Consider the following 14868-nt stretch of genomic DNA (forward strand, 5'->3'; position numbering starts at 1 on the left):
ACGAGTATGAAATTTACGAACCGGGCGGGTTTCGCCGTTGTATCCGCGGTCATTGAAGCGGTCTGCGCCAACCGGGATTATTTGAGCCGGGTCGATGCCGCAGTGGGAGACGGCGACCATGGCATCAACATGAGCAAAGGCTTCTCCATCGCCGGCGAGGAGCTTAGCAAGCAGCCTGACACCGATATGAGCACAGGTTTTCTTACGATCAGCACCGTGTTGGTCGGTAAAATCGGCGGCTCAATGGGCCCATTGTACGGCGGCTTCTTCCGCGGCCTGGCTATGGCATCCAAAAACGAGCCGATCATTGACGCGGCGGTCATGGGGAACATGCTGCGGAAGGCTTACGACCGGATCGCCCTGTTGACGGATGCCGGGGTCGGGGACAAAACGCTGATCGATGTGCTGGACCCGGCGGTGCGGGCATATGAGGAAGCCGCGGCCGGCGGCGATCTGGAGGCTTGTCTGGGCCAGATGCGGGAAGCCGCGCGGAGCGGTCTCGAAGCGACGAAGGGGATGGCGGCCAAACTCGGCCGCGGCAGCCGCCTGGGAGACCGCGCGATCGGACATCAGGACGCGGGCGCGACTTCCTGCTATATCATTCTGGAGGCCTTGGCCGAAGCTTCTCTGCGGCTGGCCAAAACCGGTTAAGGAGGGCGTAAGAATGCAGCGTTTTGTAAACCATCCCGATCTGATCGTGGACGATATGCTGAATGGTTATGTCAAAGCCCACGGGGATACGGTTAAACTTTCGGACCGCAATGACCGGGTGGTGAAGAGGATACAAGCCCCGGTGGAGGGCAAGGTAGGCATTGTCACCGGGGGCGGAAGCGGCCATGAGCCGGCTTTTCTCGGTTATGTCGGCGAAGGGCTGGCCGATGCGGCCGCGATCGGCGAAGTGTTTGCTTCCCCGCCGGCCCAATCGTTCTTTGACGCCATCGTCGAAGCCGATTCCGGCCAAGGGGTGGCCTGCCTGTTCGGCAATTACGCGGGCGACAACATGAACGTCAAAATGGCGGTGCAGCTTGCGGAAGACGAAGGGATTACCGTGAAGTATGTGACAGCCACGGACGATATAGCTTCATCTCCGCCGGAAACTCGGGAGAAGCGGCATGGCATTGCCGGCGGCCTGTTCATGTGGAAGGCCGGGGGCGCGCGGGCAGCGATGGGCGGCTCGTTGGATGAAGTGATCGCCGCCGCGCAAAAAGCCGTCGACAACACCCGCAGCATCTGCGTCGGGCTTGGCTCCTGCACGATTCCGGCGGCCGGTTCCCCCAATTTCACCATTGAGGAAGGCAAAATGGAGTTCGGGATCGGCCATCACGGCGAGCCGGGGATCCGAGTGCAGTCGTTGGGGACGGCGGACGAAATCGCCGCAGAAATGACCGGCGCCATCCTGCGGGACTTTGCTTTCGAGGGGCCGGAGAACCTGGCCGTCCTACTGTCCGGTTTGGGAGCGACCCCGCTGATGGAACTGTATGTGCTTTACGACAAAGTAGCAGAGATCCTGACGGGACAAGGGCACCGGATCGAGCGCACGTTTATCGGCAATTACGTCACGTCTCTGGATATGAACGGCGCGTCGCTCACGATCGTGCGCCTGGACGAGGAATTGAAGGTGCTCATGGATTATCCGGGTCAATGCCCTGCCGTCAAATACTAATAGTGCGAGTTCAAAATAGTTCGAGAACAACCTCTAAAAATTGGAGAGGAGACAGGAAGATGAAACTGCAGCTGGCATTGGATGAATTGAAACTGGAGGAAGCGCTGGAATTTGCTGAAAGGGTGAAGGACTACGTCGATATTATCGAAATCGGCACCCCGTTCGTCATCGCCGAAGGCATGAACGCGGTCAGAACGTTTAAGGAGCGTTTTCCGGACAAAGAAATTTTATCCGACGAAAAAATTATGGATGGCGGATTTTTTGAATCGAAACTGGCTTTCGATGCCGGGGCCGAATATGTAACGGCGCTTGGGGTTACCGATGCGCTGACGATCCAAGCCTGCCTGAGGGCGGCGGATGAGTTCGGCAAGCAACTGGTGGTCGACATGATTTGCGTGGACAATCTGCCGGACAAAATCAACGAGCTCGAAGGCTTAGGCGTTCATGTGCTGGCTGTCCATACGGGGGCTGATCAACAGGCGGCCGGCAGACGGCCGATCGATGATCTGAAAGTGATGAAGGCCCATGCCAAATCGGCCAAAATCGCCGTCGCTGGCGGCATCAACAGCAGCACGATCGACAAATATGTCGCGCTCGAACCCGACATTATCATCGTGGGAACGGGGATCACCCATGCGGCCGATCCGGTCAAGGAAGCACGGCTGATTAAAGAAGCAATGGCGCGAAGAGTGTGAAAATGCTTGTGAGGCTAGTGAGTTGAATTGTAAGTAAGTTTGATGAAGATGGGGAAAACAGTGAAAACAGTGAAAACAGTGAAAACGTAGGGAGAGATGCGGTAATGAAACCATGCCGTAATTTGCTGGCGATATTGGAAGAGCTTGCGGAGGACGCGAAGCAGGTCGATGGCGGGGAAGTAGACGTGGTTAAGGACCTGATTGCCAAGGCCAAGCGCGTGTTCGTGGCAGGAGCGGGCCGTTCCGGGTTCGTCGCCAGGGGATTCGCCAACCGCCTGATGCATTTGGGGTTTAGTGCGCATTTTGTCGGGGAACCGACGACACCGTCGATTCAGCCGGGCGATCTGCTGATCATCGGCTCCGGCTCCGGCGAAACGGCCAGCCTGAAGGCGATGGCGCAAAAGGCGCTCGACCAGGGGGCGACGCTGGCCACCTTGACGATTTTTCCGGCGAACACGATTGGTTCCTTGGCTTCGGCCTGCATCAAAATTCCCGGCGTCACCTCCAAGGTGGACCGGAAAGCGGGCAAAGCGGCGTCGATCCAGACCAAAGGCTCCTCCTTCGAACAGCTAAGCTGGCTGATCTACGACAGCATCATCATCGACTTGAAGCGGGAGACCGGGCAAACCGACGAAGACATGTTCGCCCGCCATGCCAATCTGGAGTAAAGCAGGATTCGGGCGGCGGATCCTCGGATAGTTGAATATTCGCAATAAAAGCCCTTAAATCATCCTCGGGGAGATTTAAGGGCTTTTTGTGGGTTCCGCTAACGTTGCATAAACTCTTGCACAATTTATCACCCTGATACTTTCCAGATTTCCGCAACTTATCAGGTTTTCGAATCGAAACTGAGATCTAACGGTTGTAACAGCGGCTATTTTACGAAAAAAGACCTTTTCTAAATTCTAACGGTTGTGATCGACGTTATTTGCCTGAATCTAAGCAAAATTAGCCGGGTTTAAGTGAAATAAGCGCCATGGCAACCGTTAGAATTCGAAATCAACGTTTTTAGAACAAATAGCGCTTGTGGCAACCGTTAGAATAGTTGCGGTTTAGAGGCTTGTTTTGCACAGCAAAACTACCACTGAAAGCGGCGTAGCTTCCTTGATAGTACCTCGATCGACGTTTTCCTTATCAAATAAACTCACAATTTGTTAAAAAAGCGCAAATAAACTTCATAATTCCTTTATATTTTGACGCAAATCTTCTTAAAATTCATTTCGCACAATGGAAACGAAAGGTAATGGAGGTTTTCATTGTGAGAGATAGAGATGTCGTAATTTTCACGGACCGCGAGAGAAACATTTCTTATACGGAAATTAACCGGTTCTATGCGGTTAAATATTTTGCGGAACCGCGCGCGGATATTCTGCTTCAGCCCGTGCTTTGCTGCATTGTCGATTATGCGGATCCCGAGCGGGCTATTGCCGCCTCCAACACCATCCGCGCTGCGCTGCCGGAGGTTGCTTTGCTTCTCATCACAGATATGGGAGCCGCGTTAAGCGATAATGATCTCATCCGTATTCGCGGGGTGGGAAGAATCAGTCTGATCCACTGGAAAGAGAATTACCGCAGCAAACTGCTGCTGGAAATTCAGCGGCAGCTTCATCCGGAATTTCTCTCGGAAGGCCCGCATACCGCTTTTATCCTCTCCGTTTACAATGAAGAACAGCGTTTCAGGCATGTGCGCCGCTTTTGCGAACGCCTGCAGGCCTATATTCAGGCCCATCTCATCGAGGGCTCCATTTATTTGATCGACGACGGCAGCGAGGACCGGACGCTGGAACTGCTTGAAGGGATCGAGCGGGAGACGAATCTGGCGGCAGGCCGGATCAACGATAACGATAACGTCATTCCGCTGGTCAGCGCCAGAAAACTGGGGAGGAATACCCGCAAAGCCGGCACCTATCTTGAAGGGATGCGCACCATCGAAGCCGATTATTTTGTGTTTGTGGACGCCGACGATTCCTTTTTTATCGAGGACATTGCCCGGATGATCAATATTGTCAAAATGGGCTACTATGACATCATCATCGGCACGAAGGACGACTCCGCGGAGAACCGGCCATGGTTAAGGTTTTGGATCAGCAAGTGCAAACGGATCGTGTCCAAGCCCTTTTTGCCGGCGGGAGTCATCGACTCGCAGACCGGTCTGAAGGTGATGAGCGCCGTCGCCGTGCGGCGGATATTTCCCCATTTAAAAGAAGAGCTGGGCTTGGCCGTTGATCTGGAAATGATGTTCATCGCCAAGAAGCTGAAGCTGCGGGTGCTGCAGCTGCCCGTCGAATGTATTGACCGCGACGGCTCGCACATCGAGGTGTGGCGGGATTCCGTCCGGTTTGTGCGCTCGTTGGTGGATATTTGGCGCCTTGATCGGCGGATTAGGTAGCCCTATGCTGCGGAGATGGCGTGCGCTCGTTTTTCCGTTGTTTAATGTGCTGCTGAATGCCTTCAATTTCTTCTTCCATATGGCCGCAAGCTGGTATTTGACCGAGGATCAGTACGGGCAGGCCAACGCGCTGCTGGCTTTGTTCGCCCTGCTGTCCGTACTCGGCTTATCCGTCCAGCTGCTAGCGGCCAAGCTTGTTTCGCAAAACAAAGCCGGCGGCGGGTTTCCGGGGGGAGCGCTTGTTCCGGCGCTGACCGCTGCCGCTGTTTTTGCTGCGCTGGGCGGCGTCCATCCGCTGCTCGTTCACTTGCTCAACGTGGACGGCGGAGCGCTGATCTTGCTGTACGCGGTGGTGTCCATGCATATTCTGGTCAGCCTGTTCCGAGGGAGCATGCAAGGGCGCGAGCGGATGCTGGCACTGAACGTCAATTTTTACCTCGAGGTTGGCGGCAAGCTGGCCGTCATCTTCGTTTGCGTCCCGTTGGGGCTGGAAGTTTGGAGCTTGATGCTGGCGCTGGCCGCGGGCATGATTTTAGCGCTTGCGCACGGTTGGTTTACGGAACGAAAAAGCGTGAGACCCGCGTCCGCCGCGGACGGTTCGCTTCGCGGCAAACCGCTGAAGAGCCTGGGGCGGGAATGGATGGACACGCTGCTCATGAATCTGTTCATCTTGTTCTTCACGTCGATTGATATGCTCGCCGTGCAGCGTTATTTGCCGGCCGAGGCCGGTGTATATGCGATTGCGCTCAAGTACAGCCAGCTCGTTTATTTTGTGGCGTTTAGCGTGATCACGGCATTTGTGCCCAAACTTGGTGCGAAGGCGGGGGACAGGGGCGCGCTGAGGAAGCAGGTTTTACTGTTCGGGGGATTTATGCTGGGCTGCGCGGGGTTTGTTTATGCCGGTTCCGCCTGGTTGTTTCCGTTGTCCATCCCGCTGCTGTTCGGTCCCGGCTATCAGGCGGCGGAGCGGTATCTTCCGCTTGGAGGCGCGGTGTACTGGCTGCTGGCGGCCGTGCTGTTTTTTGCGCATCTGCATGTGCTGACCGGGCGCAGACGTTTTATGCTGTGGCTGGCGGCCGGGGCGGCGGCGCTGCTGCTAAGCTTCGGTCTCCGGCACCGCACGCCGGAAGAGTTGCAGCTGGCGCAGCTTGCCGTATATGGAGGGATTGCGGCCGGTTTTGCCGCCGATGCCGCGTTGGGCTTTAGACGGATCAAAGGGAGGGCTATGTATGAGAAATATCCGCAGTAATCCCGGGGAAACGGTCATTTTGCTGCTGTCGTGGCGGGATGTCTTCTCTCCCAAAAGCGGCGGGGCGGAGATATTCACGCATGAAATGCTAAAGCGCTCGGCGAATCCGCGCTTGCGGTTTATTCACTTTTCGCCGCGTTTTCCCGGCGCCAAAACGCGGGAGGAAGCGGATGGAGTAACTTACCTGAGAGCCGGCAATACGTTTAGTGTGATCGTGCATGCGATGCTGTATTATTGGCGTCACCGCAAAGCCATCGATTATGTGGTCAACCAATGCAATACCCACCAGTTTTTCACCCGGTTGTGGGTGCCGCCGTCCAAGCGTATCTTTTTTATCCACCAATTGACGAGGGAAATCTGGTTTCATAACCTGGGCCCGCTGCCGGGCGCCGTCGGTTATGTACTGGAGCCGTTGCTGCTCCGCTTGGCCAGAAAAGACCGGGCGCTGACGGTTTCTCCCTCGACCCGCAACGATTTGGTGAAGCTGGGCTTCCAGCCCGGCCGGATCCAGATCGTTCCCGAAGGGATCGAATTCGAGCATTGGCCCGAGCAGCGCTTTCTGCCCAAGCAGCGGCGGCCTACATTTCTGTACGTAGGGAGGTTCGTCAAATATAAAGGCATCGATCTGGCGATTCAGGCCTTCGGAGAGTTCAAGCAAAAGTACCCCGACGCGGTGCTGTGGATCGCCGGAAAAACCGACAAGGCGTATGTGCAAAAGCAGCTGCGGCCGCTGATGGAACAGTACGGCTTACGGAGCGCGGAGCCGGACGACCGTAAGGAAACCGCGCTGGAGGCGGACATCTTCTTTCACGGCTTTGTCCCGCAGGAGAAGAAGCTGGAGCTGATGAGCCGCTGCCATGCGCTTGTTTTTCCTTCGCAGCGGGAGGGCTGGGGGCTGACCGTGACGGAGGCCGCGGCGGTCGGTACGCCGAGCATCGTCAGCAACACGGCGGGGTTGGCGGATGCAACCGACTTCGGGAAATGCGGCTATTTGACGATCCATGGAGACGTGCACGGTTTGGCGGCGCAAATGCAAAGAGTGGTCGAAAACCCCGGCGAATATGAAGCGATCCGGCGGCGGGCGCATCAATTTTCGCGCCAATTTCATTTCGACAATACCGGAGCCGTGTTCGGCCGCTGGATGGACAGCTTGACGAAAGGAGAACAGCATTATGAAGAAAGCGGGGATCGTGTTTACGACGTATAATAATGCCTCCAGTGTGGAGGCGTGTCTGGACAGCTGTATGCGCCAAAACTACCCCGGTCTGGAGATTTTTATCGCCGATGACGGCTCCACGGACGATACGGTCGCGGTCATCCGCAGCAAGGCGTCCGCCGCTCCCTATCCCGTTACGCTGCTGGAACTGCCGCACGGCGAACGCGGCGTGGCCCGGGTCAAGGCGGTGGAAGCGGCGCGGCAGGCGGGCGCCCTATATTTACTCGTGATCGATTCCGACATGATTTTGGACGATCATTTGCTGCGCGGCGGGATCGATTACTTCGAGGCTCATCCGGAGGTGGGGGCGTTAGTGGTGCCTGAACAGGCGTTTACGCATGCCGGCAATTTTTTTTCCAAAGTTAAAGTATTTGAACGGAATGTCCTCAACAACGCCGGGGAGGAGTTGGGGAAAAGGTCGATCGAGGCGGCGCGCTTCTGGAGAATGGAAGCTTATCTCGGTACCGGGGGCTTCAAGGCGCAGCAGATTTCGTTTGAAGAGATTCAGCCCACCCTCCGCTATCTTGAACAGGGCGGGATTGTCCGGCGCGCGACGTTCGGCAAAATCTATCACGATGAGAAAAAAGTGCTGCTGCGCGAATTGCTCAGCAAAAAAGCTTACTATTTTTCGGTGATGGACCGTACGTTGACTTCGGAGCAGGGAGGCTTCCGCAAAGCGCTGGAACGCTGGTATTTCTTCCGTCCGGTGCTGTACCGCCCGGCCAACCTGCGGAAATATGCCAAGCATCCGGTATTGACCGCCGCCATGCTGTATATGTATGTATGCCTAAGTTTTATCGGCATCGCAGCTTTGTTGAAATCACGGTTGTTGGGGGGCAAATAGCCGCCGCGGGTAGAGGAGGACGCTAGTGAAGCGGTGGATTTACATATATCGCTACGATTTGATCGCCGCCGGAGCGATTCTATTGATTGTTTTATTGTTTCTGGCGCCCATTTACGGCCGGGGGCAAATCGTGTTCAGCGATTTGGCTTTTGGCGGCCGTTCGGACCGCTACATGGAGGAAATTGTCGGCATCTGGAATGAGCGCTGGTCTACGTCGACCCTGCTCAACGCGCCGAGACTGCTGTATATTTTACCGTTTTATGGATTGTCTCTTGCCTTTGGAGGAAGCGGCGCCGTCCTGCTCAAGTCATTTGTCACCTGTCTGCTGCTGGTGTCGGCGCTGTCGATGTACCTGTTTACGAAACGGCTGATTGGTGTGTACTATTCCGATTCCGGCGACTTTACGCTCATCCGCATGATGGCCCTGCTTCCGGGGGCGTTGTTTTACGCGCTTAACCCATGGGTTGTGTTTCGCATTCAGCACATTTATTTATTGTGCGGGTACAGTTTGTTCCCGCTTGTGCTGATGCTGTTCTTCAGCGCGTTTGATCCGAAATTTCAGCGCCGGCGGATCGAAAACTACGATGTTCGCAGGCTGTACCGCCGCAACGTGGTTGACTTGTTTCTGCTTGCCGCCGTTTTTACCGTCAGCGCGGCGGCGATTCACTACTTTTTTTACGGCCTGATCTATTTGGGGATGTTTGCGGTGTTACTGGCGATCAAGCTGGGCTGGGTTTACCGCAGCGGCGGCTGGTCCATGCTTAAGGCGCTGTACCGGAACTTTCTGCTCAAAGGAGTGATCTTTGGCCTCTTTTTCGGGCTGCTCAGCTTCTATTGGCTGTCCCTGTATTTCGGCAGCATCTTGATGGATGCGCAGGTGTCCCAGAACAACATCAATGTGGTCGACACCTTGTCCCTTTTCAGCAGGAACAGCAGCCTGGTCAATGTGCTGTACTTCATCAGCTACTGGTGGCCGATGTTTCCGCTGGAGCGCTTGCCGCTCTCCTTCTACGTTGGCGGCGGCGTGCTGCTGGCGCTGATCGCCCTAAGCATGCTGACGGCGTCACGCCGGTTTTCCATCATTTTGATGTTTACGCTGCTGACGATGGTGTTTGCGCTCGTGGCGACAGGGGTTAAAATCCCGTTGTTTGCCAAGGCGTTTGTCCTGCTGGTGACCAAGACGCCGATCGTCGGCACGATGTTCCGCGACCCGAACAAAATCGTCGGGCTTCTTGCCGTCAACTTCAGCGTGCTTTTGTCTTTTGGCGTCATCCGGGCGTTGGCATGGCTGAAGCCGCCGGGCTGCTCCCGCCTTGTGAAAGCGGCGGCGGTGCTGGCCGTGCTGGGCTGTTTATGGATTTATGTCAATCCGCTGCGCGAAGAGTTCATTAAAGGTTACTACAAGCCTGTGCAAATTCCCGCGGAGTACGGCGAACTGGCCGCCAAGCTGACCGATCCCAAGCAGACCGATGCCAAGCAGCTCGGGAGTAAGGCGCTTTATTTCCCTATCGCCGACAATATGATTCAGAGCTATAACGGTGTGGCCACACCGGTGTGGAATCAAGGAAATACGTTTATGGAAAAAGCGACCGGCGACTTTCAGGTGTATTCTTCGCCCAAGAACACGTTGTTTCACCATGAGGGGAACGCGCCGAGCATTACGTACTATTTTAATTTTCTTCAATATTTGCTGGATAACGGGCTTAGCGGCAAGCTGGGCAAGCTGTTTGCGCCTTTTGGGATCGACCAGCTTGTCTATCATCAGGAATACGCCGGACAAGAAGAACGGCAGGCGTTTAACCAAGAGCTGCTGAAGATGCAGGAAGGCTTGGACAATACGTACAATAACCGGTACTTCTCATTGTATCGGCTGGAACACGCGCTGCCCTACATGTATGTCGTCCCGCGCAAGGTGGTGACGCCTTACGGTTTCAGCCGCATGGAAAGCTACAGCCATCAACCCGGTTTTGACTTCTCCAATTTTGCGGTGCTGTTTACCGGCTTAAACCCCTCGCTGCCGATCTTGCCGGCCGTGAACCAAGGGGATTATTTGGAGGCGGCTTCGTTTGACGATCTGCTGTTGTCCCAGCTTCCCGCCGAGTATTACCTGCGCCCGTTCGATGCCATCGAAGACGGGAACGCTTATCTGAAATGGTCGAAAACGCTGGTTTCCAACAATGATTGGCTATGGTATTTGGCCTCGCAAAATATCGGCAATTATCCCTTTGACATGGACCTGAACGCCGGTACCGCCGTTACCTTTGCCACCAGCAAGCTGGATGTCGCACCTTATATGATGGACCGGGTCAAAGGGAAAACGGTGCTTGATCTTAACGGCATGCTGAGCGAGAAGCGATTTTTTACCGCCGATAACCCGGACCTGTTCAAAATCGAGGCGGTCTCCTCAAGTTCGGCGGAGCGGTTGCCCAAACTGTACGGAGAGATTATGAAGGGAGAACCGAAGAACATCTGGCAAGTGGCCAAATCGGGTTTGCTGGAGGCGAAGGAAAACAACCCTTATCAATTTTCCATTACGGCTTCCGGCAAGGGGACAAACCAATTGCATTTCAAGGTCCGTTTTTATGATGAAAATAAAAATGAGCTCGGCATCCATTATGTCGTCGCCCCCACGACGGAAAGCGACTTTGACGGGGCCCGCTTTTACGGGGAGTTTATCACGCCGCCCGGCACCACGCGGATGCGGATCGACCTGCTGACCCGGCAGCGGCCAGAGCAAAATACCTATTGGCGGATTCATGCGATTGAGCTGGCCGATCTCGGGGCGTATAAGAAACCGAACACTTTTGTCATGCATAAAACGCTGGACAAGCAGCAGCTATCGCGGATCTACGCGCGGGTGCTGGTCAACAAAGCGGGGGGGAGCATCCGTGTTACATTGCCGGACGGGACGGTCGATGTGCCGACCAAAGACGACAGCATCAATCAGTTTCAATGGGTGGACTTGGGGCAGCATCTGCTGCCGCAAGGGGAGGTGAATGTTTCGGTAACCAATGTCCAGGGATTTAATGCCGTCAATACGCTGGCGATCGTTCCTGACGAGAAGCGGGAGGAACTGGCGCTTCCTGTGGAGGGGGCGATCGAGCGGGCCAAGCTGTTTGTGGTGCTGGAGGCGGAGCACGATTTTATGGGATTGGGGAACGTGCAAAGCGAACGGGCATACCCGAAATTGAGCTTGGGCCGCGGGATCAGCTACCAGGACGGGGAGCTGCGCAGAACCGTGGAAATTTTGCGGGACGGCGATTATTCGGCGGCGCTGCTGGCCAATTTGCCGTCCGGCCACCGCGGCAAGCTGACGGTAACCTTGACCAATCAGGCGACCGGAGAAGTGATTAAACGCACCGTACAAGCAGCAAGGCCAAGTATACTACGAGCAGAGGATACGGTGGTCGAAACCGACCCTTTGCGGGAAACCTTCACCAAAAAGCTGCTTCGCTTGCCCGCGGTCCTGGCGGATTACCGGCGCCATGAAATCCGGAATTTGCATTTGGCTAAAGGAACTTACACGCTGTCGATCGTTTTCGACAGTTCGGTTCCGTCGCTAAGTTCGCCGGCGGATTTTCAGGCGCCGAAGCAAGCATCCGGCCAAGCGGTGCCCGCTGTGGCGGATGCGCCTTCCAATGCGTCGTCCAACGCTCCGTCCAATGCTCCGTCCAATGTGCCGACCAATGCGCCGTCCGATGCTCCGTCCAATGTGCCGTCGGATGCGCCGGTGCATGCGGAAGAAGCGTGCGTCCGTCTCCCGCTGGGCCGCTCGGAGCTGAAAACAGCGGCGGACCAGCTGGAAATCCGCTATTCTCCCAGCGCTTCCTGCGCCTGGTATACCTATGAATCCGGCTTGATGCCCGCAGAAGCGAATGGGGAGTACCTGGTAAGCTTTGACGCTGTATCGGAGAATGCTCCCGGCCGGCATTTGAAAGTGGTGTTTTTTAACGATCAAGATGAAGTGCTTGCCACTTCTTACGTTGATGAAGTCGAAGAGAGCTACAAAAACAAGTGGAACCATTATGAGCAGATTTTTACCGCGCCCGAAGGGGCGGCGGGGATGCGGATTCAAGTGCTGGCGAAGGGGGATCGCCGTGACAAAGGATTTTTCCGGATGAAAAATTATTCGGTCATTCCGTATAAGGACATGATTCTGCTCGATCAATTCATTCTTTTTGAAGGGGACGGCAGCGAACCCTTTTTCACCTCTCCGCCGCATCCGCCCGAGGTGACGGTTCAGCGCGTAGATGCGATGAGCCGCAGGTTCACGCTCCACAATCCGCGGCATGAGCAGGTGCTGATCAATGAGAGCGAATCGCCCCATCCACTGTGGGAGCTTGAACTAAGCGGAGAGAAGCAACGGGCGCGCATCGCCGTTAACGGGGTAACGACCGGGTTCATCACGAGCGGGAGCGGAAGCGGCAGGATCGTCGTGATTCTCCGCCGCTTCTATCAGATTGGAATCGTCTTGCTAGTGTTATGCCTGTCGGTTGGTGCGGTATGTATTTTTGCACTGGGCGGGTTGTTCCTCCATAAGGACTATAAACAAGGCCAAAGGCGGTTTTTTAGTAAAGCCTTATAAAGCGTACTTGTACCCGGCCCCCCATACGGTCACAATGTGACGGGGATTTTTCGGGTCGGGTTCGATTTTTTTGCGCAAGCTGGAAATATGCACATCGATGGTGCGGTCCAAGTAGGCGCGATCGCTGCCCTTAATCCGGTCGAGCAGTTCGTTGCGGGTGAAGACCTTGCCGGGGGAGCTGGCCAACTGCTTCATAATTTCAAATTCAATATTCGTCACTTCGATCTCTTCGCCGTTTACAAATAAGCAGCGTCTGTACTCGTTTACGGCGATTTCGCCCTTTTTGGCCGTAACGGGCGAGGCGCCTGGCGATTCGCGGGCGGCCTGCGATCTTCTGAGCAGCGCTTTGATTCTGGCGTCCAGCTCCTTTAGGCTGAACGGCTTGCACAGAAAGTCGTCCGCCCCGTTTTCGAGCGCGCGAATCCGTTCATCAAGCAGGGTGTTGGCCGAAATCATCAGAACCGGTGCGGAAGTATGGGCGTGAAGCGCCCGGACCAGCTCGTTGCCGTCCATCCCGGGCAGCATCAAGTCGATGATGATCACATCGGGCTCATCCTGCTTCAGCATTTGCATCGCTTCCCGGGAATGATAGAAGCTATTCACCCGGTACCCGTTCTCTTCAAGGAAGAGAGCGATCATGTCGGTTAGATTTTTCTCATCATCAACAAGTAGTACTTTGGTACTCATTCATAAGTCACCCTCCTATTCTATGAAATAATAAAGGAAAAATTAATATTTGCAATATACAAAATTACAAAAATGATTAATATTTGAAATAATGTGACAATCATCAATTTAAAGGTGGGAGAAAAAATGCGTCTAATTTTATTGTCAGGCGGTGCGGGGAAACGGCTATGGCCTTTGTCGAACACGAACCGCCCGAAGCAGTTTTTGCCCGTGCTGCGGCATGAGGGGAAAGCGGAAAGCATGCTGCAGCGGGTTTGCCGCCAGCTTTCCGGCGCGGGGCTAGGGGAGGCGTTGTTGTTCTCGGCCGGCCTCGGACAAAGGGAGCTGATTCAAGGGCAGGTTGGCGATCTGGCGCCGATTCTCGAGGAACCGGAGCGCAGGGACACCTTTCCGGCCATCAGTTTGGCCTCCGCCTACTTGCACAGCAAGGAAGGCTGCGATCCGGACGAAATCGTGGGGGTTATGCCGGTCGATGGTTATGCGGAGGATTCCTTTTTTCAAGCCTTGGGCAAACTGCCCGGCGTGTTGGCGGGCGCTGGCGCCGATCTGGCGCTTTTGGGCGTGGCTCCCGACGCGCCTGCGGATAAATTCGGTTATATTGTCACGCAGCAGCCGGCCGAAGCGGACGGAAGCTTGCGGGTGCGAGCGTTTGTGGAGAAGCCTTCCGCGGCTAGGGCCCAAACGTTGATTGACGAGGGCGCCTTATGGAACTGCGGAGTGTTCGTGTTTCGGCTTGGATTTCTGCTTGATGCGCTTAGGCAAAGGGGCCTGCCGGCGGATTACGATGAGCTGCTCGGCATGTATAAGCTGCTTCCGCGCCAAAGCTTCGACATCGAGGTGGTGGAACGAACGAAGCGCATTGTAGCCGTTCCTTATCAAGGCCGCTGGAAGGATATCGGCACATGGAATTCGCTTTCGGAAGAAATGGAGCAGCAGGTCAGCGGGAGCGGTTATGTCTGTCCGGATTCATCCGGCACCCGGATTGTCAATGAGCTGGATATCCCCGTGGGCGTATGGAGAGTGCCCAACATTGTCGTGGCCGCGGGACCGGACGGTATTCTGGTCACCGACCGGGAAGCGTCGGCCGGCATTAAAGATCTAGTGGCTCAAGTCGAAATCACCCCCCGTTTTAAAGAAACCGGGTGGGGCCGGAAGACGGTGTTGATCGCAAGACACGCGGGCGAAACGGAATCGTTGACCAACCGGGCCGTGATTTCCGCAGGCCGTTTTATCGGTTATCATGAACATGGGCGGCGCAAAGAAATCTGGATCGTGATTGCCGGCGCGGGCGAAGCGTGCATTGACGGCCAAACGTTTCCCGTAGAGGCGGGAAGCGTTGTTGTCGTTGAGCCCGGCATGAAACATGCGCTGTTGGCGTACAGCGATCTGGAGTTGATCGAACTGCAAATCGGCCGAAAAATCGAAGACAGCGACATGATCCGTTATGCCGATCCTTGGATGGCGAAGGAGGGAAAGGGGGAAGAGCAAAACCATGAGGTGCCGGCCAGGCGGTAAAACCGGACAAGCGGTTGGCGAATGA

General features: G+C 55.4%; 11 protein-coding genes. 10 read left to right on the forward strand and 1 reads right to left on the reverse strand.

Annotated features, from left to right (window positions below; translation table 11 throughout):
• The first annotated feature begins 6 nt into the window (after positions 1-6).
• From dhaL to NYE69_RS10065, 9 genes are all read left to right on the forward strand, one after another.
• Positions 7-651 (forward strand): dihydroxyacetone kinase subunit DhaL, encoded by a 645-nt coding sequence (gene dhaL, locus NYE69_RS10025; protein ID WP_340926037.1) that lies wholly within the window; start codon positions 7-9, stop codon positions 649-651.
• Positions 652-664: 13 nt separating this feature from the next.
• The gene (locus tag NYE69_RS10030; RefSeq protein WP_328273628.1) at positions 665-1663 is read left to right on the forward strand and encodes a dihydroxyacetone kinase subunit DhaK; all 999 of its coding nucleotides are present in this window, start codon (positions 665-667) and stop codon (positions 1661-1663) included.
• Positions 1664-1722: 59 nt separating this feature from the next.
• Positions 1723-2358, forward strand: coding sequence for a 3-hexulose-6-phosphate synthase (gene hxlA, locus NYE69_RS10035; protein ID WP_036625480.1), 636 nt, complete (start codon positions 1723-1725; stop codon positions 2356-2358).
• 104 nt (positions 2359-2462) lie between these two features.
• Complete coding sequence (hxlB, locus tag NYE69_RS10040) at positions 2463-3026, forward strand: 6-phospho-3-hexuloisomerase (RefSeq protein WP_340926040.1); 564 nt, start codon at positions 2463-2465, stop codon at positions 3024-3026.
• A 590-nt stretch (positions 3027-3616) separates the two neighbouring features.
• Entirely contained in the window at positions 3617-4747 is a 1131-nt protein-coding gene (locus tag NYE69_RS10045; protein WP_328270703.1) for a glycosyltransferase family 2 protein, read from the forward strand.
• Positions 4748-4751: 4 nt separating this feature from the next.
• Positions 4752-5996, forward strand: coding sequence for a lipopolysaccharide biosynthesis protein (locus tag NYE69_RS10050; RefSeq protein WP_328270702.1), 1245 nt, complete (start codon positions 4752-4754; stop codon positions 5994-5996).
• Positions 5977-7203, forward strand: coding sequence for a glycosyltransferase family 4 protein (locus NYE69_RS10055; protein WP_328270701.1), 1227 nt, complete (start codon positions 5977-5979; stop codon positions 7201-7203). Before NYE69_RS10050 ends, NYE69_RS10055 begins: the two co-directional genes overlap by 20 nt.
• Positions 7169-8056 carry a glycosyltransferase family A protein gene (locus tag NYE69_RS10060; protein WP_340926043.1) on the forward strand — a complete coding sequence of 296 codons (888 nt, stop codon included), beginning with the start codon at positions 7169-7171 and terminating at the stop codon, positions 8054-8056. The genes NYE69_RS10055 and NYE69_RS10060 overlap by 35 nt, the downstream gene beginning before the upstream one ends.
• A 25-nt stretch (positions 8057-8081) precedes the next feature.
• Complete coding sequence (locus NYE69_RS10065) at positions 8082-12641, forward strand: hypothetical protein (RefSeq protein WP_340926046.1); 4560 nt, start codon at positions 8082-8084, stop codon at positions 12639-12641.
• Here NYE69_RS10065 and NYE69_RS10070 read toward each other — a convergent pair.
• A complete protein-coding gene (locus NYE69_RS10070; protein WP_328272248.1) occupies positions 12636-13328 on the reverse strand; it encodes a response regulator transcription factor in 693 nt (230 codons plus the stop codon). The genes NYE69_RS10065 and NYE69_RS10070 overlap by 6 nt on opposite strands.
• 126 nt (positions 13329-13454) lie before the next feature.
• Between NYE69_RS10070 and NYE69_RS10075 the strand changes: the two genes are divergently transcribed.
• Positions 13455-14843: a sugar phosphate nucleotidyltransferase gene (locus tag NYE69_RS10075; RefSeq protein ID WP_340926048.1), complete on the forward strand. Its 1389-nt coding sequence runs from the start codon at positions 13455-13457 to the stop codon at positions 14841-14843.
• Positions 14844-14868 lie beyond the last annotated feature (25 nt).

Source organism: Paenibacillus sp. FSL R5-0527 (assembly GCF_038008055.1).
Taxonomy (GTDB): domain Bacteria; phylum Bacillota; class Bacilli; order Paenibacillales; family Paenibacillaceae; genus Fontibacillus; species Fontibacillus macerans.